Genomic DNA, 15,434 nt, shown 5'->3' with positions numbered 1-15,434 from the left:
ACATGTACCAATTAAAAGTAAAAGAAGCAGCAGATTTTATTCAAGAGCAAATAGGTGTGGAACCAACAGTTGGATTGATTTTAGGTTCAGGATTAGGGGTTTTAGCTGATGAAATAACTAATCCCACAACCATTGTTTATGGGGATATTCCACATTTCCCTGAGTCCACCGTTTCAGGACACAAAGGGCAGCTAGTTATTGGAGAACTCGAAGGGCGTCAAGTGATCGCGATGCAAGGACGTTTTCACTATTATGAAGGTTACACTATGCAGCAGGTTACCTTTCCTGTACGAGTCATGAAAGAGTTAGGAGTAGAAACGCTCTTTGTAACGAACGCTGCTGGCGGAATTAATGAAAGTTTTGAACCTGGAAATCTGATGATTATTACAGACCATATCAACAATATGGGTGATAGTCCGCTCATTGGTCCTAATGATGAAAAGATGGGCCCGCGTTTCCCTGACATGTCTGAAGCCTATGATCGTGCTCTTATTGACCACGCGAGACAAAGTGCGGAACGACTGAACTTGAAAGTCCACCAAGGTGTCTATGTAGGAAATACTGGTCCGGCTTATGAGACAGGAGCAGAAATCCGTATGCTTCGTACGCTTGGCGGCGATGCAGTAGGTATGTCTACAGTTCCAGAAGTCATGGTCGCTAATCATGCAGGACTCCGTGTACTTGGAATTTCTTGTATTTCCAATATGGCTGCAGGAATTCTAGATCAACCACTTACCCATGACGAAGTAATTGAAACCACAGCACAAGTTCGAGAAGATTTCTTGAATTTTGTAAAAGAAGCACTAAAGACATTGCCGGCATAAATCAAAATAGTAAAGGGTGAATCAGATGAGAATGTACGACATCATTGTCAAAAAGCGAGATGGCGGAGTATTAACAAAAGAAGAAATTTATTTCTTTATTGATGGGTACACCAAAGGGAATATACCAGATTATCAAGCTTCTGCTCTTACCATGGCGATTTATTTCCAAGGTATGACTCAGGAGGAGACAGCCACTTTGACACAGGCAATGGTTGACTCTGGAGAAACCATTGACCTGTCAGCTATCGAGGGCCATAAGGTTGATAAACATTCTACAGGTGGTGTAGGGGATAAAGTCACTTTCATCGTTGGCCCACTCGTGGCATCAGTTGGCGTGCCTGTTGCGAAAATGTCCGGACGCGGTCTCGGACATACAGGTGGAACGCTTGATAAGCTGGAATCCATTGAAGGTCTTCAAATCGAGATGACAAAAGAGAAATTCATCGAGAATGTGAATAAGCACAAATTAGCGGTGGCAGGTCAAACTGGAAACTTGGCTCCAGCAGATAAAAAACTTTACGCGTTACGCGACGTTACAGGAACAGTTGACTCTCTTCCACTGATTGCTGGTTCTATCATGAGTAAAAAGCTGGCTTCTGGAGCTGACAGTATTGTTTTAGATGTTAAAACAGGTTCAGGCGCATTTATGAAGACACTAGAGGATTCTGAAAACCTTGCCCGTGAGATGGTTAATATAGGAAATAACCTGGGACGTAATACGGTTGCTGTCATTAGTGATATGAACCAACCGCTTGGATTTGAAGTTGGAAATGCTAATGAGATTAAAGAAGCTGCGGAAATTCTTCAAGGTAAGAATGTTGAGGACTTAAGAAGACTTTCCTTAGAAATTGCCTCTCATATGGCAGTACTTGCAGAGGTGTTTAGCTCATATGAGGAAGCTTATCAGGCACTTGAAGCCAATATCGAAAACGGTAAGGCTTTCCAATCTTTACGAACGCTGATTGAGTCTCAAGGCGGTAACGTGGAGATGATCGATGATTTAGACAAGCTACCTAAAGCGAAATATGATATTGAAGTAAAAGCATCCAAAAGTGGTTATGTTTCTGCAATTGATGCCGAATCTATAGGAATAGCTGCTATGTATCTCGGCGCTGGTCGTGCGACAAAAGATGATGTCATCAACCACGGTGTTGGAATCACTTTAAATAAAAAAATCGGTGATAGAGTAGAAGAAGGCGAGTCTCTTGTCATTCTTCACAGTGACGATGAAAATGGGAATGACTCCATTGGGAAAGTGCAAGAAGCTTATACAATCTCTGATGAAAAAGTGAAGAAACCAACCTTGATTCATAATATCATCAAATAACAATAGTGAAAGTCTCGGTTTCAGCCGGGACTTTTTTTACATTCAGTCATCTGAGCTCTGTATATGGTAAAGTGATTGTACAAGTATGACGGGGGGAGAAAAATGGAAAAATGTGTTTTTTGTCATCCGGAATTAGATGGAGAGCAACGGGTGGTTTTTGAAAATAATAGTTGTTTATTTGTGCAAAAAGATCAGCGTATACTTAAAGGTTCCGGCTTAATCATTCCTAAATCACATAAACCTACTGTATTTGATTTAAGTAAAGAAGAATGGATAGACACTCAAGACATGCTAATAAAGGTTAAGAAATGGTTGGATCAAAAATGGGTTCCAGACGGATATAATATAGGTTACAACTGTGGGAGTGCCGGCGGTCAACATATTTTTCATGCACATTTACATGTTATTCCCAGATTCAAAGAAGAACCTTTCGTTGGTCAAGGGATACGTCATTGGCTGAAAAAGGAAGAAAATAATCACCGTATATAGTAATAAACCTTTAAGGCTCTGCAAAAGCAGAGTTTTTTTCGTTTTTGTTCAGGAAGTTTTATTTCATTTGTACGTCACTTATTGTATTTTGAAGCTGAATTCAGCTGCAGTACCTAACCTCTCATCAGTAGATCAGCAATGTCGATAAAAGTCATCCATACCATCGCTTGTCTATGACTAAAGACCTCCTAAGGCACTTGCGCTTCTGTTTTGAGCATCTTTTTGGCATTTGTTTATTCCACCAAATTTTGTATAGAAGAGATAGAAAAGGGAAAAATAGGCTCACTTACAGTTAATTGGAGGTCAATAGAATGCGAAAATTCATCGGTTTAATGCTTGCTTTAACTCTAACTTTTACATTGTTACAGCCGTTGCAAAGTTTTGCGGAGGAGAAAAGCTCATCAGAGCTAGTCCGTTCTGCTAAAACGGCAATTTTAATGGAGAAAAATAGTGGCATGACTTTATATGAGAAAGATGCAAATAAGAAACTGCCACCAGCTAGTATGACAAAGGTCATGACACTGCTATTAATCATGGAAGCACTTGAAAAAGAAAATTTAAAACTGGATGAGATGGTGCGAATAAGTGAACATGCGGCCTCAATGGGTGGATCACAAATCTTCCTTGAAGCTGGAGAAGAGATGGCAGTTAAGGACTTGTTAAAAGGAGTGGCGGTTGCTTCTGGGAATGATGCAAGTGTAGCTTTAGCCGAGCGAATCGCAGGTACAGAAAAAGCATTTGTAGATCAAATGAATGAAAAAGCTAAATCTCTAGGTCTGAAAAATACTCATTTTGAAAATCCGACTGGGCTGCCTGCAGACGGACATTATAGTACAGCTCACGATATGGCTGTAATGGCACGTGAATTGCTTTTGCACGATGCTATCACAGAGTATACAAAAATCTATGATGATTACTTGAGAAAAGGACAGGAGAACGAATTTTGGCTTGTTAATACTAACAAATTAATTAAGACGTACCCAGGCATGGACGGTCTGAAAACGGGTTTCACTTCAGAAGCTAAATATTGTCTGACTGCATCAGCTAAGCGTGAGGATATGCATATGATTGCTGTTGTAATGGGAGCAGAAACTCCTAAAGATAGAAATGCGGATGTTACAAGCTTACTGGATTACGGTTTTGGTCAATATGAAGGGGTTAAACTCCATTCAAAAGATGATACGTTGAAAACCATTAAAATTACTCGCGGAACTCCTGGAGATGTAAAACTTTCCCCGGAAAAAGATGTTGTCATTTTGAAGAAGAAAAGCCAGAAAGAAGATCAGTACGAAACTGAGTTGAAGATTGCAAATTCCAAGGAACTTCCGATGGATAAAGGCACTCATATGGGTTGGGTGATCATTAAAAATAAAGAAGGAGAAGTAGCAAAAGTTCGCCTGGAAACATCAGGAAAGGTGGATAAAGCGGGCTTCTTCGAACTATGGCAGCGCTCTTGGAGGAATTTGACGAGCGGTCAGAAGTTTTAGCAGTTCTTCACTAGTATTGTTTTAAGGAAGGAAATTCAATCTGAATGTGCGAAAGACTTAATGACTCTTATTAGATAGAGGAGGAAAACCATTGAGTCTTCATTCAGATTTTGTAACTAGAGAAAATGTATTGATCGTCAGGCTTCAAGGAGAACTTGATCACCATGAGGCTAGTAAACTTCGGGAAGAATGGCAGTCACATTTGAAAAGAAGCAATGTAGATCACGTCATTGTCAATTTAGAAAAGCTAACGTTTATGGATAGTTCAGGACTGGGCGTCATGTTAGGAAGATATAAAGAAGTACAGGCTTTAGGAAATGAGATGATTATTTGTTCCATTTCTCCTGAAGTAAAACGTCTATTTGACCTATCGGGAATGTTCAAAATCGTAAGGCTTGTCGACAATGAATCCTTTGCTCTAGAAATGCTGGGGGTGGCTTCATGCGAAATGAAATGACGCTTGAATTTCTAAGTGTGAGTGAAAACGAATCGTTGGCCAGGGTGTCAGTTGCTGCTTTTATCAGTCAGATCAATCCTACGATGGAAGAGTTGACTGATATTAAGACGGTTGTCTCTGAAGCCGTCACGAATGCGATCATACATGGTTATGAAGATCGTAAAGACAAGAAAGTCATGCTTTATTGTTCTATTGAAGATGAGCAAATTGAAATTGTCATTAAAGACGAAGGTAATGGTATTGAGAATGTTGATGTGGCTAGAGAACCTTTGTACACTTCAAAACCTGAGTGGGAACGTTCTGGGATGGGGTTTACAATTATGGAAAATTTCATGGATAAGGTGGATATTCAATCAGAGCCCGGGGCCGGTACAACGGTTCGTATGACGAAGCAGTTAACGTCAACCCGCGCCTTGTGCAATTGAGGGCCCCGTCATGAGTGATACAACAAAGGAAAGACTTACAGATAAGGACGTCAAGGAACTGCTTAGAAAAAGTCAGGCTGGTGATCAGGAGGCGAGAGATTATTTAGTAGAAAAAAACACACGTCTCGTTTGGTCAGTCGTACAGCGCTACTTGAGAAGAGGCTATGATCAAGATGACTTGTATCAAATTGGATGCATAGGATTACTGAAGTCAATAGACAAATTCGACTTAAGTTATGACGTGCGTTTTTCAACGTATGCCGTACCTATGATTATTGGTGAAATTCAACGCTTCATAAGAGATGACGGCAGTGTGAAAGTCAGCAGAAGTTTAAAAGAACTCAATCACAAAGTACGTGGGAAAAAAGAAGAATTGATGAAAAAACTGGGGCGTTCACCGACAGTAAATGAGTTGGCTGAGGAGCTTGATCTGACAAAAGAGGAAATCGTCCAAGCGGAGGAAGTTGGACGAAGTCCTCAATCGATATATGAAACGGTCTATGAAAATGAAGGAGACCCAATTACATTAGTGGATCAGATCGCTGAAGAAGATAATAATTGGTTTGATCAAATCACTCTGCAGGATGTAATGAGCAAGTTGGACAAAAGAGAACGGCTAATTATCTATTTGAGGTACTACAAAGATCAGACTCAAACAGAAGTAGCAGAGCGATTAGGTATATCACAGGTCCAAGTTTCCCGTCTTGAGAAAAAAATACTAGCAGATATGAAGCAAACCATGAACGACTCAAGTTAGAGCTGTGCCAATCAGGCACAGCTTTTTTTATTTGGAGTAATTTTTTGATTTTAAGAACTTTGCTGCCAATTGTATGTTATTTTCCAATCCACACATAATAAAGGCAAGAAATTTTGAACACGGGAGGCAAAAAAACTATGGCGACTCCTGTATATATTCGTATCAAACAATCGATCTATGTACAGCCTTCATCCACGATCAAACTTGGCGACATTGCACGTGTAACAGGACCTAAACGACAAGTCCCTGTCCTTGAGCAGATGAACCTGCACGAGGTCACAGACGAAGATAGAAACATCGTTGTAATTGATGGATTTATGGTTATTGAACAAGTGCTTACGAAATATCCTCAAATGGAAATAGAACTGATCGGTCCAACCCAATGTGTCGTACACGTGGAGGAGCATAAGCGAGAGCCTTCTCTTATCCTAATCAGTCTTATTTGGCTGCTTCTGTTTATTGGTGCGGCTATGGCAATTATGAACTTTCATTACGACGTAAGTATGGGTGCTGTTCAGCAAAAACTGCATTTTATGTTGACTGGTAAAGAATCAGACCACCCGCTGTGGATTCAAATTCCTTATTCCGTCGGGCTTGGGATTGGTATGATTTTATTTTTTAATCACTGGTTTCAAAAACGTTTTAATGAGGAGCCTAGTCCTATGGAAGTAGAGATTTTCAACTATCAGGAGGATATGGATCATTATGTAGCAATCAAAGAAAACAAGGTGGAAAAAACGGATGTGGATCGTTGAAGCACTTATTGGTTTAGCTTCGGGGATAGCAGTGGGAACAGGATTTGTAGCATTTTTAACAGTTCTGGGAATTGTTCCGAGACTTATGCAATTGAGCCATTCAGAGTCTAAACTGAGACATTATGAGGCTGCCGTTATTTTCGGTGTACTGTTTGGCATCTATTTATCTTTTGGCGACATACCTATTCAAGTAACCTATATCGGATTAATTATCTGGGGCCTATTGCATGGCATTTTTATTGGAATGCTTGCTGCGGCTCTTACGGAAGTATTGAATGTCTTTCCTCTGCTATTTAAGAGGATTGGAGTAGATGGTTTCTTATTTACTCTACTGATGGCACTTGTACTTGGTAAAATAGCTGGCTCGCTGTTTCAATGGGTGATTTTTACACGATAGATCTATAAAAATTGTTGATATTAAGGAGGAAAAGTCATTGGGAAAGCAGCAATTGAATGAAAAAAACTTTGAAAAGGTTAGTAAAACGTATCAACCTAAACCCCCTTATCTTGTGAACATGATTAAAGCATTTATTGTAGGTGGTCTTATATGTGCTTTTGGGGAATTACTGACAGAAATGTATGTACATTGGTTTGATTATAGCGAGAAAGACGCAGGAAATCCTACAGTAGCAACTCTTATTCTAATATCAGCATTACTAACAGGATTTGGAGTTTATGATAAGCTTGGTCAATTTGCGGGAGCAGGCTCAGCTGTCCCTGTCACAGGTTTTGCGAATTCCATCACTTCTGCCGCTCTTGAACACAAAAGTGAAGGGTTAGTACTAGGAGTAGCCACAAATCTGTTTAAATTAGCGGGTTCGGTCATTGTATTTGGAGTCGTTGCTGCCTATGTATTAGGAATTTTACGTTACCTTTGGTCGCTTATTTATTAGGAGGAGTACAATATGGCAAAGACTGGGAAACAATCATGGTCATTCACAAACCCCATCTATCTACAATCATCAGGTACCGCTGTCGGTCCTCTTGAGGGAGAAGGACCTTTAAAGGATACGTTTGACCGTATTTATGATGAACTACATTGTAACGAAGCCAACTGGGAACTTGCAGAAAGAAGGTTAATGACAGATGCCGTTCATTCCTGTCTCCAAAAGGCAGGAGTTGATGAATCAAATATTGATATATTTTTAGCAGGTGACCTATTAAACCAAAATGTAACAGGAAATTATGTAGCTAGGCAGTTAGGGATCCCGCTTTTAGGAATGTTCGGTGCCTGTTCAACGAGTATGGAGACACTGGCGACGGGAGCTGCTCTAGTCGAATCGGGTTATGCGAAAAATGCACTTGTTGCGGTAAGCTCTCATAACTGTACAGCGGAGCGTCAATTCAGATACCCGACGGAATACGGTGGTCAAAAACCAAAAACTGCAACTTTTACAGTAACTGGTAGTGGAGCGGGGCTTATATCTACTACACCATCTCCTATTCAAATAGAAGCAGCAACCATTGGTAAAGTCATGGATTACAGCATCAAGGACCCATTTGATATGGGGTCAGCCATGGCTCCTGCTGCCTGGGATACGATTAAGACACACCTTGAAGATATGGGGCGTGTCCCCAGTGATTACGATGTAATCGCTACAGGTGATCTCTCCTCGATAGGTACCCCTATTCTTAGGGATATGATGGAACAGGACGGCTACGATATCACTCCTGTTCATCAAGATTGTGGGCTTTTAATATATCATTCAGATCAACCTGTTTTCAGTGGCGGAAGCGGTTGTGCATGTTCTGCTGTAGTCACTTATGGAAAGTTAATCAATGAACTAAAAGCAGGAACCTTTAAGCGAATATTAGTTGTTGCGACAGGTGCTCTCATGAGTCCTACGATGATCCAGCAAAAAGAATCCATTCCCGGTATTGCACATGCCGTTGTGTTAACGAAGGGGGATGAATAAATTGAATTTTGTATGGGCATTTGTAGTTGGTGGAGGCATTTGTGTTATTGGACAAATTCTTCTAGATTACTTCAAACTCACTCCAGCCCATGTGATGTCATCGTTTGTCGTCGCTGGGGCTGTGTTGGATGTGTTTGATCTATATGATAATCTAATTAATTTTGCAGGTGCAGGTGCTACTGTTCCTATTACGAGCTTCGGTCATTCGCTTCTTCATGGTGCAATGGAACAGGCAGATGATCACGGTATTATAGGAATAGCTATAGGAATATTTGAGCTGACCTCGGCTGGTATTGCGTCTGCCATATTATTTGGATTCATTGTAGCCGTTATCTTTAAACCAAAAGGTTAGAGAGGAACGAAGGGACTGAACTCTATGCCTGGTAAACAGCCGGACACACCGATTGTAATGAAATTAGAACAGAATAGGAACATAATGAATGAAAGAATAGGTGTCGATCAATCTTTTGATATTGGGTTTAGAACTCTCAAAATCCTAGATCATGAAGTCAACGTTTATTATGTTACGGGATTATGCGAAACGCCGATTATAGTTGAATTAATGCGTCAATTGTTCGAGATGAACGAACTGATTGATGAAAAAACAGATGTCTTCCAGCATATTAAGAATGACATACCTCATCAACAAGTCGAAGTCGTTACTTCGATTGACAAATGTATCACTCAATTGCTGTCCGGGCTGATCGTTATATTCGTCGAAGGGCATACCGAAGCCTTTATTGTAGATGTTCGTTCTTATCCTGGTCGTACACCAGAAGAGCCTGATACAGAGAAAGTAATACGTGGTTCCAGGGATGGATACACGGAAAACATTATTGAAAATACTGCGCTGACAAGGAGAAGAATTCGCGATGAGCGGCTCCGTCATGAAATCATGCAAGTGGGAAGCAGGTCAAAAACGGACATCTGTCTCTCTTACATCCATGACGTAGCTGATCCTGGTCTTGTGGAGTTAATTAAAGAGGAAATTAAGAATATTGATATTGATGGATTATCTATGGCGGATAAAACGTTGGAAGAGTATTTAGTTCATCAAGGGCGGAATCCTTTTCCTCTCGTAAGGTATACGGAACGTCCGGATGTAGCAGCGTCCCACCTTTTTGAAGGGCATGTACTTATTATGGTAGACACTTCACCGAGTACAATTATCACGCCGACCACTTATTTTCACCACGTACAGCATGCTGAAGAATTCAGACAATCTCCTGCGGTCGGTACGTTTGTCAGGTGGGTAAGGTTTTTCGGAATAATTGCCTCAGTTTTCTTATTGCCTTTATGGTTGTTGTTTGTGATGCAGCCAGATCTGCTGCCGGAAACTCTTTCTTTTATTGGACCTAATGAAGAAAGCAGTATTCCTGTCATTTACCAAATTCTCCTGGCTGATTTAGGTCTGGAAATGCTCAGGATTGCAGCCATCCATACACCTACACCGTTATCGACAGCGATGGGCTTAATAGCTGCCGTTCTCATTGGACAAATCGCTATAGATGTAGGGATGTTCATTCCAGAGGTCATCCTGTATGTTGCCGTAAGTGCAATCGGTTCTTATGCTACTCCTAGTTATGAACTTTCTGTAGCAAACAAGATGTCGAGAGTCGCAATGGTCATATTTGTTGCTTTATTTGGTCTCAAAGGCTTAGTCATTGGCATGACAGCTTATATTCTATTACTTACACATACGAAGTCCTTCAATACTCCTTACTTGTGGCCTTTTTTACCGTTTAATGCAAAAGCAGCGATACAAATTTTACTAAGGATGTCAATGCCCTCTTTGAAAGTTCGACCGAGCATCGTACATCCCCAGAACAACCAGCGCCAGAAATAGCGTATTGCCCCTTTTAAACCAATGTGATAAATTAAAACAAATAATACAAATGTTCCTTATCTTAAGGAGCATTTTCTTTTTCTTCAGACATAAATAGATGGTGGTGATCGGATGAATTATGATGTGAATGAAGGTGGACACCTTATGATTGGTGGCGTTTCAGCAAGAAGCTTAGCTGATCACTACGGTACACCCTTGTATGTATATGATGTTGACCAAATCCGTACGAATGCACGGGCGTTTATAGAAACATTTAAAAAACAAAATGTTCCTGCACAAGTTGCTTATGCTAGTAAAGCGTTCTCCTCTATAGCCATGCTTCAAGTAGCTCGTCAGGAAGGTCTTAGCCTTGATGTTGTATCCCAGGGGGAACTACATACAGCCCTTGAAGCAGGATTCCCTGTGGAAAAGATTCATATGCATGGCAACAATAAGAGTATTTCGGAACTGGAAATGGCCGTTAAGCACAATATAGGTTGTATTGTCATCGACAACTTTTATGAAATTGAGCTGTTAGGTGCTATTCTCGAAGAGAGAAATAGTGAGATAGATGTGCTATTAAGAGTAACTCCTGGAATCGAAGCCCATACCCATGACTATATCTTGACAGGGCAAGAAGATTCGAAGTTTGGATTTGATTTATCCAGCGGACAAGCTGAGGAAGCTTTTCTTAAAGTTCTCGATCATCCTAAGATTAAAATGAAAGGTCTTCATTGTCATATCGGTTCTCAAATTTTTGAAACAAGCGGGTTTGAGATGGCTACAAGAAAACTGTTTTCAACTCTAGAGGATTGGCGTGACCGCTTTGATTTCACAGCTGAAGTGGTAAACCTTGGAGGAGGCTTTGGAATCCAATACACAAAAGAAGACGCACCTTTAGACCTTGACCAGTATGCACATGCCTTGATTAAAGAGGTAAAGGACCTCTCAGAACAATCCAATTATCCACTTCCTGAAATTTGGATCGAGCCTGGAAGAGCAATTGTAGGTGAAGCGGGAGTCACATTGTACACGGTAGGATCGATCAAGGAAATACCTGGGGTAAGAACTTACGTCTCAGTGGATGGAGGAATGACAGACAATATTCGTCCAGCTCTGTATCAAGCCAAATATGAAGCAGTATTGGCAGATAAAATGAATCATCAAAAAGAAAAGAAATATTCCGTTGCTGGTAAGTGTTGTGAATCTGGAGATATGCTAATATGGGATGTGGAACTTCCTAAAGTAGAACACCAAGATTTACTTGCAGTTTTCAGCACAGGAGCGTATGGTTATGCTATGGCGAATAATTACAATCGTTTCCAGAAAGCAGCCGTCGTGTTTGTTGAAAACGGCCAACATCAAATGGTCGTTCGCAGAGAGACGTTCCAGGAGATGACTAGACACGATTTATCCTATGAACAACAGAGAGGAGAAACAGAAGATGAAACAAGCAACTATTGAGTTTGAAAATGGAGAAAAAATGGTGATTGAATTATACGATGAAGCCGCACCGAATACGGTAGCGAACTTCGAAAAACTAGCAAACAGCGAATTTTATGATGGTCTAACTTTCCACCGTGTTATTCCTGATTTTGTAATTCAGGGCGGTTGTCCTAAAGGGAATGGAACAGGAGGACCTGGGTACACAATCAAATGTGAAACAGAAGGCAATCCCCATAAACATGAAAGAGGTACGTTGTCTATGGCTCATGCTGGAAAAGATACAGGAGGCAGCCAATTCTTCGTATGCCATTCCCCGCAGCCTCACTTAGACGGCCGACACACCGTGTTTGGTAAAGTCGTAGAGGGAGTAGATACTGTGGATCGTGTACGTGTTGGTGATGTAATGCAGCGCGTCAGAGTAGACGAATAAGTAACACCTGAAAGACGAGACGAATGCTTGTCACTTTTTTACTGTTGATTTTTGCAGTGGCACCCCTTAGTCTTTTTATTCATGAACTTGGCCATGTTCTTACTGCACTAATTTTTCGAGCGGAACAGAGCTACATTAATGTAGGATATGGGTTTCCGCTAATTAAAGGAAAAATCGGAAGGGTAAGAATCTCAATTCGATGCCTCCTGTTTCATGGTGCTCATTCTATAAATGAGCGTGAAGATCCGTTTAGTGATCGACAAAAAGCCTTGATCTGTCTAGGAGGCCCGCTTCTCAATGCAGTCGTTTTTTTATTTCTTTTTATCACACCTCCCTTGATGAGGACAAACCCAGTTATGCTATTTTATTTGTTTAACGCATACCTGGCGATAGTGAATATCCTTCCTTTTAAAATAAAAGGAAAAAAATCGGACGGATTCCGCTTTATCCAAAGTTTAAAAAAGTAAAGCTAGCCGGGGTTGAACATCTCCATACTTTTATGTATGCTATTAGCTAGGTGTGAAACCGTCACCATTAGGGGGACGAATGATGAAGAAAAAAAACTGGATCTTATTCACTGTATTGGTACTATTCAGCTTATTTTGGGGTTTTTATTACTGGTTTGGAATCGTACAGTAAACCATACTGAAATAATAGTTGGTGAAGCGGCCCTGCTCATGCGTACAGGGCAGAAAGATTATTTTCATAAATGATGAGGGGTTACTATGTTAATTCGATATAAAAAATCATTCGAAAAGATTGCCATGGGACTCTTATCTTTCATGCCGGAAGTTTCTGATGTTAAGGGACTTCAGGAAATCGTTAAAGAGTATGAAGTCAATCCAAATTGGAATCTTTTCCTGTGGAAAGATGAGGATATACTTGGTGCGATTGGTGTGCGGATTGAAGGGAATGATGCTGTCATTCAGCATGTGTCTGTAAATCCGTCTCATCGTAACACGGGCATTGGCAGAAAGATGGTACAGCGTATCCAAGAACAGCTTGGCAATCAATATAAAGTTTGTGCGGATGTGGCAACAGAATCATTTTATGAAAAATGTGAAGCTGAAAGCCCATCCTCTCAAGTGTAAGATAAAGAAGGAGGTGTCCGCGGACACCTCCTTTACTTTTTAATTTTTAGGATCGATTTCTCAAAGAGTGTTTATTTATCAAATAATGATCCGATAGATTGCTTGTCCCGCCATAGGTGACTCCCCACTTTTCACATGTCTGTCTGACCTCTTCTAGTAAGTTAGTATCGCATATTGGCAGTAGGATACTTTTATAAGGCTGCTGATTGATGATACGAGTACGGATATCTTGAACAAGGACAAAGATTTCTTGTTTTTCAAGACCAATCTCTTCAAGACTTTCAGAAATGGTGGAATATCTTTTTAAGCATCGATCGATAAGGATTTTAGCGCCTTTTCTGTTATCCCTCCTATAGTGATACATACAGACAGCTAATTGAATGAGGAACACCCATACGGAATCCCTGTTCTTAGGGTCCACATTTTTCCAATGTTCTTCTAATACTTCGTGACATTCAAAGTAATCCCGTGTACCGTGAAAATGGGCCAAGTATTCTATATATAAAACAGGGTACAATGTAGACGCCTCCAAGCAATTGATTCTTGCTTATATTGTAAAAACTATGAGGCGGTTTAACAAGTTATCAAGTTATAATTAACGGATTTCTATATTTTTGATAAACTAAAGACGGTAATTGATCATAAAGGAAGAATAAAATGACAAAAAGCTATCAAGTGAAAGTTGAGGGATTTGAAGGTCCTCTAGACCTTCTTTTACATTTAATCAATCGCTACGAGATTGATATTTATGACATCCCCGTTTCTCAAATCACCGATCAGTACATGCATTATATCCATACGATGAAAGAATTAGAGTTGGATTTGGCGAGTGAGTATCTTGTTATGGCTGCAACGCTTCTTGCTATGAAAAGTCAGATGTTACTGCCAAATCCGACTATAGATGATGCAGAAGAGGCAGAGATGGAAGAGGACCCCCGAGAAGAGCTTATGCGTAAATTGATTGAGTATAGAAAATATAAGCAAGCAGCTGAACAATTAAAGGAAAAAGAGTTGGATGCCAATCGAATTTATACTCGACCACCAATGAATAAGGACGAGCTGGGTAACGAACCTCCTGAAATTAACCCAGGCGAGGCCTCCGTTTACGATATAATTCAAGCGATGGGCAAACTTCTCAGTCGATCTAAAACCACCGCGCCTCAGGATACAAAAATACAAAAGGACGAGATTCCTATTCAGATGAGGATGGAAGAGATCCTGAATCAAGTGGATTTAAAGAAAGAAGGAACTTCCTTTTACGATTTGTTTGAGAAGAAAACGCGGCCGCACATTGTTGTTACTTTTATGGCACTTTTGGAATTGATGAAAAGTAATGAAATTACATGTGTACAGCAAAAACATTTTGATGATTTAATAGTGTTTAAGATGGAGGATGCACCATGGAGTTAGAGGAATGTAAAGCAGTTATCGAGGGGATGTTGTTTGCTTCTGGTGAAGAGGGCATGACGACACGTAAATTAAGCAAATTGCTCGATGTAGAGCATAGGCAACTTCTCTCAATCGTTGAAGAAATGTCGCTAGAATATAAAGAAAAAAGGCGCGGTATTACCATTATGAATTCACAAGGTACACTCCATTTGACTACAAAACCTGAGCATGCCTCCTATTATAAAAAGATGATCGATTCTACAGGTTCCACCCGTTTGTCCCAGGCTGCTCTCGAAACGCTGGCGATCGTTGCTTATCAACAGCCTATCACACGTATTGAGATTGACGACTTAAGAGGAGTGAAGAGTGATCGCGCTGTACAAACTTTAGTCAACAGAGGTCTGATTGAAGAAAGAGGACGTAAAGAAGCAATCGGGCGCCCTGTTCTCTTCGGAACAACGAAAGAATTTTTAATTTATTTCGGTTTAACTTCTATTGAAGAGCTACCCCCACTTTCTGAATTGAAAGAACAAGAAGATGTGGAGGGGGAGGCCGATCTTTTCTTCGAGAAATTTACTGAACCAGACCTGAATACGGATGAAGACTAGGAAAGAGTGTCTTAATAGGCACTCTTTCCTTTTTTGAATGAGTCACTTCCACATTTCTTGATATCCGGTTCCAGTGCCTAGTCTCTCGAGATCATAAGTCAATCAAGTATATGGCAATAAACCGCCCACTTCGTTGTTTGTCTTATGCTTGTCGCGACTGAGCAAGGCACTTTCACACTTCTGTTGATGTTCAGTTCCAGCACCTAGC

20 protein-coding genes are annotated in these 15,434 nt (G+C 40.5%); 19 read left to right on the top strand and 1 reads right to left on the bottom strand.

Going from position 1 to position 15,434, the window contains the following annotated elements; all coding sequences use genetic code 11:
* Positions 1-2 precede the first annotated feature (2 nt).
* From ACRYKC_RS09970 to ACRYKC_RS09890, 17 genes are all read left to right on the top strand, one after another.
* Positions 3-824, top strand: a complete 822-nt coding sequence (locus ACRYKC_RS09970; RefSeq protein ID WP_433806574.1) for a purine-nucleoside phosphorylase — start codon at positions 3-5, stop codon at positions 822-824.
* Between the two features lie 25 nt (positions 825-849).
* Positions 850-2,151, top strand: coding sequence for a pyrimidine-nucleoside phosphorylase (locus tag ACRYKC_RS09965; protein WP_433806573.1), 1,302 nt, complete (start codon positions 850-852; stop codon positions 2,149-2,151).
* Between the two features lie 102 nt (positions 2,152-2,253).
* Positions 2,254-2,640: an HIT family protein gene (locus ACRYKC_RS09960; protein WP_433806572.1), complete on the top strand. Its 387-nt coding sequence runs from the start codon at positions 2,254-2,256 to the stop codon at positions 2,638-2,640.
* Positions 2,641-2,951: 311 nt separating this feature from the next.
* Positions 2,952-4,127, top strand: a complete 1,176-nt coding sequence (locus ACRYKC_RS09955; RefSeq protein ID WP_433806571.1) for a D-alanyl-D-alanine carboxypeptidase family protein — start codon at positions 2,952-2,954, stop codon at positions 4,125-4,127.
* A gap of 91 nt (positions 4,128-4,218) precedes the next feature.
* Positions 4,219-4,584, top strand: a complete 366-nt coding sequence (gene spoIIAA, locus ACRYKC_RS09950) for an anti-sigma F factor antagonist (protein ID WP_433806570.1) — start codon at positions 4,219-4,221, stop codon at positions 4,582-4,584.
* Positions 4,569-5,009 carry an anti-sigma F factor gene (gene spoIIAB, locus ACRYKC_RS09945; protein WP_433806569.1) on the top strand — a complete coding sequence of 147 codons (441 nt, stop codon included), beginning with the start codon at positions 4,569-4,571 and terminating at the stop codon, positions 5,007-5,009. Before spoIIAA ends, spoIIAB begins: the two co-directional genes overlap by 16 nt.
* A 10-nt stretch (positions 5,010-5,019) precedes the next feature.
* A complete protein-coding gene (gene sigF / locus ACRYKC_RS09940) occupies positions 5,020-5,766 on the top strand; it encodes an RNA polymerase sporulation sigma factor SigF (protein ID WP_433806568.1) in 747 nt (248 codons plus the stop codon).
* Positions 5,767-5,903: 137 nt separating this feature from the next.
* Positions 5,904-6,521: a stage V sporulation protein AA gene (locus ACRYKC_RS09935; protein WP_433806567.1), complete on the top strand. Its 618-nt coding sequence runs from the start codon at positions 5,904-5,906 to the stop codon at positions 6,519-6,521.
* Positions 6,508-6,918, top strand: coding sequence for a stage V sporulation protein AB (locus ACRYKC_RS09930; protein WP_433806566.1), 411 nt, complete (start codon positions 6,508-6,510; stop codon positions 6,916-6,918). The genes ACRYKC_RS09935 and ACRYKC_RS09930 overlap by 14 nt, the downstream gene beginning before the upstream one ends.
* 52 nt (positions 6,919-6,970) lie before the next feature.
* The gene (gene spoVAC / locus ACRYKC_RS09925; protein ID WP_433806597.1) at positions 6,971-7,414 is read left to right on the top strand and encodes a stage V sporulation protein AC; all 444 of its coding nucleotides are present in this window, start codon (positions 6,971-6,973) and stop codon (positions 7,412-7,414) included.
* 12 nt (positions 7,415-7,426) lie between these two features.
* On the top strand, positions 7,427-8,437 hold the full coding sequence (gene spoVAD, locus ACRYKC_RS09920) for a stage V sporulation protein AD (protein WP_433806565.1): 1,011 nt from the start codon (positions 7,427-7,429) through the stop codon (positions 8,435-8,437).
* Between the two features lies 1 nt (position 8,438).
* The gene (spoVAE, locus tag ACRYKC_RS09915; RefSeq protein WP_433806564.1) at positions 8,439-8,789 is read left to right on the top strand and encodes a stage V sporulation protein AE; all 351 of its coding nucleotides are present in this window, start codon (positions 8,439-8,441) and stop codon (positions 8,787-8,789) included.
* A gap of 24 nt (positions 8,790-8,813) precedes the next feature.
* On the top strand, positions 8,814-10,283 hold the full coding sequence (locus ACRYKC_RS09910) for a spore germination protein (protein ID WP_433806563.1): 1,470 nt from the start codon (positions 8,814-8,816) through the stop codon (positions 10,281-10,283).
* A 111-nt stretch (positions 10,284-10,394) separates the two neighbouring features.
* On the top strand, positions 10,395-11,726 hold the full coding sequence (gene lysA, locus ACRYKC_RS09905; protein ID WP_433806562.1) for a diaminopimelate decarboxylase: 1,332 nt from the start codon (positions 10,395-10,397) through the stop codon (positions 11,724-11,726).
* On the top strand, positions 11,707-12,138 hold the full coding sequence (locus ACRYKC_RS09900) for a peptidylprolyl isomerase (protein ID WP_433806561.1): 432 nt from the start codon (positions 11,707-11,709) through the stop codon (positions 12,136-12,138). The genes lysA and ACRYKC_RS09900 overlap by 20 nt, the downstream gene beginning before the upstream one ends.
* Positions 12,139-12,161: 23 nt before the next feature.
* A complete protein-coding gene (locus ACRYKC_RS09895) occupies positions 12,162-12,605 on the top strand; it encodes a site-2 protease family protein (protein WP_433806560.1) in 444 nt (147 codons plus the stop codon).
* 258 nt (positions 12,606-12,863) lie between these two features.
* Positions 12,864-13,229, top strand: coding sequence for a GNAT family N-acetyltransferase (locus ACRYKC_RS09890; RefSeq protein WP_433806559.1), 366 nt, complete (start codon positions 12,864-12,866; stop codon positions 13,227-13,229).
* Positions 13,230-13,275: 46 nt separating this feature from the next.
* Here ACRYKC_RS09890 and ACRYKC_RS09885 read toward each other — a convergent pair whose 3' ends face one another.
* The gene (locus ACRYKC_RS09885) at positions 13,276-13,746 is read right to left on the bottom strand and encodes a DUF309 domain-containing protein (protein ID WP_433806558.1); all 471 of its coding nucleotides are present in this window, start codon (positions 13,744-13,746) and stop codon (positions 13,276-13,278) included.
* A gap of 140 nt (positions 13,747-13,886) precedes the next feature.
* Between ACRYKC_RS09885 and ACRYKC_RS09880 the strand changes: the two genes are divergently transcribed.
* Complete coding sequence (locus ACRYKC_RS09880; RefSeq protein WP_433806557.1) at positions 13,887-14,639, top strand: segregation/condensation protein A; 753 nt, start codon at positions 13,887-13,889, stop codon at positions 14,637-14,639.
* Positions 14,630-15,226: an SMC-Scp complex subunit ScpB gene (scpB, locus tag ACRYKC_RS09875; protein WP_433806556.1), complete on the top strand. Its 597-nt coding sequence runs from the start codon at positions 14,630-14,632 to the stop codon at positions 15,224-15,226. The genes ACRYKC_RS09880 and scpB overlap by 10 nt, the downstream gene beginning before the upstream one ends.
* The last annotated feature ends 208 nt before the right edge of the window (positions 15,227-15,434 follow it).

It is taken from the genome of Halobacillus sp. A1-3, assembly GCF_050971765.1.
GTDB lineage: Bacteria > Bacillota > Bacilli > Bacillales > Halobacillaceae > Halobacillus > Halobacillus mangrovi_B.
This window is presented reverse-complemented; position numbering and strand designations above follow the sequence as displayed.

What these genes read in the sequence shown, in the direction of transcription:
- ACRYKC_RS09970 (WP_433806574.1), top strand. Translation starts at nt 3, where the DNA reads ATGTACCAATTAAAAGTAAAAGAAGCAGCAGATTTTATTCAAGAGCAA.
- ACRYKC_RS09965 (WP_433806573.1), top strand. Translation starts at nt 850, where the DNA reads ATGAGAATGTACGACATCATTGTCAAAAAGCGAGATGGCGGAGTATTA.
- ACRYKC_RS09960 (WP_433806572.1), top strand. Translation starts at nt 2,254, where the DNA reads ATGGAAAAATGTGTTTTTTGTCATCCGGAATTAGATGGAGAGCAACGG.
- ACRYKC_RS09955 (WP_433806571.1), top strand. Translation starts at nt 2,952, where the DNA reads ATGCGAAAATTCATCGGTTTAATGCTTGCTTTAACTCTAACTTTTACA.
- spoIIAB (WP_433806569.1), top strand. Translation starts at nt 4,569, where the DNA reads ATGCGAAATGAAATGACGCTTGAATTTCTAAGTGTGAGTGAAAACGAA.
- sigF (WP_433806568.1), top strand. Translation starts at nt 5,020, where the DNA reads ATGAGTGATACAACAAAGGAAAGACTTACAGATAAGGACGTCAAGGAA.
- ACRYKC_RS09935 (WP_433806567.1), top strand. Translation starts at nt 5,904, where the DNA reads ATGGCGACTCCTGTATATATTCGTATCAAACAATCGATCTATGTACAG.
- ACRYKC_RS09930 (WP_433806566.1), top strand. Translation starts at nt 6,508, where the DNA reads ATGTGGATCGTTGAAGCACTTATTGGTTTAGCTTCGGGGATAGCAGTG.
- spoVAD (WP_433806565.1), top strand. Translation starts at nt 7,427, where the DNA reads ATGGCAAAGACTGGGAAACAATCATGGTCATTCACAAACCCCATCTAT.
- ACRYKC_RS09910 (WP_433806563.1), top strand. Translation starts at nt 8,814, where the DNA reads ATGCCTGGTAAACAGCCGGACACACCGATTGTAATGAAATTAGAACAG.
- lysA (WP_433806562.1), top strand. Translation starts at nt 10,395, where the DNA reads ATGAATTATGATGTGAATGAAGGTGGACACCTTATGATTGGTGGCGTT.
- ACRYKC_RS09900 (WP_433806561.1), top strand. Translation starts at nt 11,707, where the DNA reads ATGAAACAAGCAACTATTGAGTTTGAAAATGGAGAAAAAATGGTGATT.
- ACRYKC_RS09895 (WP_433806560.1), top strand. Translation starts at nt 12,162, where the DNA reads ATGCTTGTCACTTTTTTACTGTTGATTTTTGCAGTGGCACCCCTTAGT.
- ACRYKC_RS09890 (WP_433806559.1), top strand. Translation starts at nt 12,864, where the DNA reads ATGTTAATTCGATATAAAAAATCATTCGAAAAGATTGCCATGGGACTC.
- ACRYKC_RS09880 (WP_433806557.1), top strand. Translation starts at nt 13,887, where the DNA reads ATGACAAAAAGCTATCAAGTGAAAGTTGAGGGATTTGAAGGTCCTCTA.
- scpB (WP_433806556.1), top strand. Translation starts at nt 14,630, where the DNA reads ATGGAGTTAGAGGAATGTAAAGCAGTTATCGAGGGGATGTTGTTTGCT.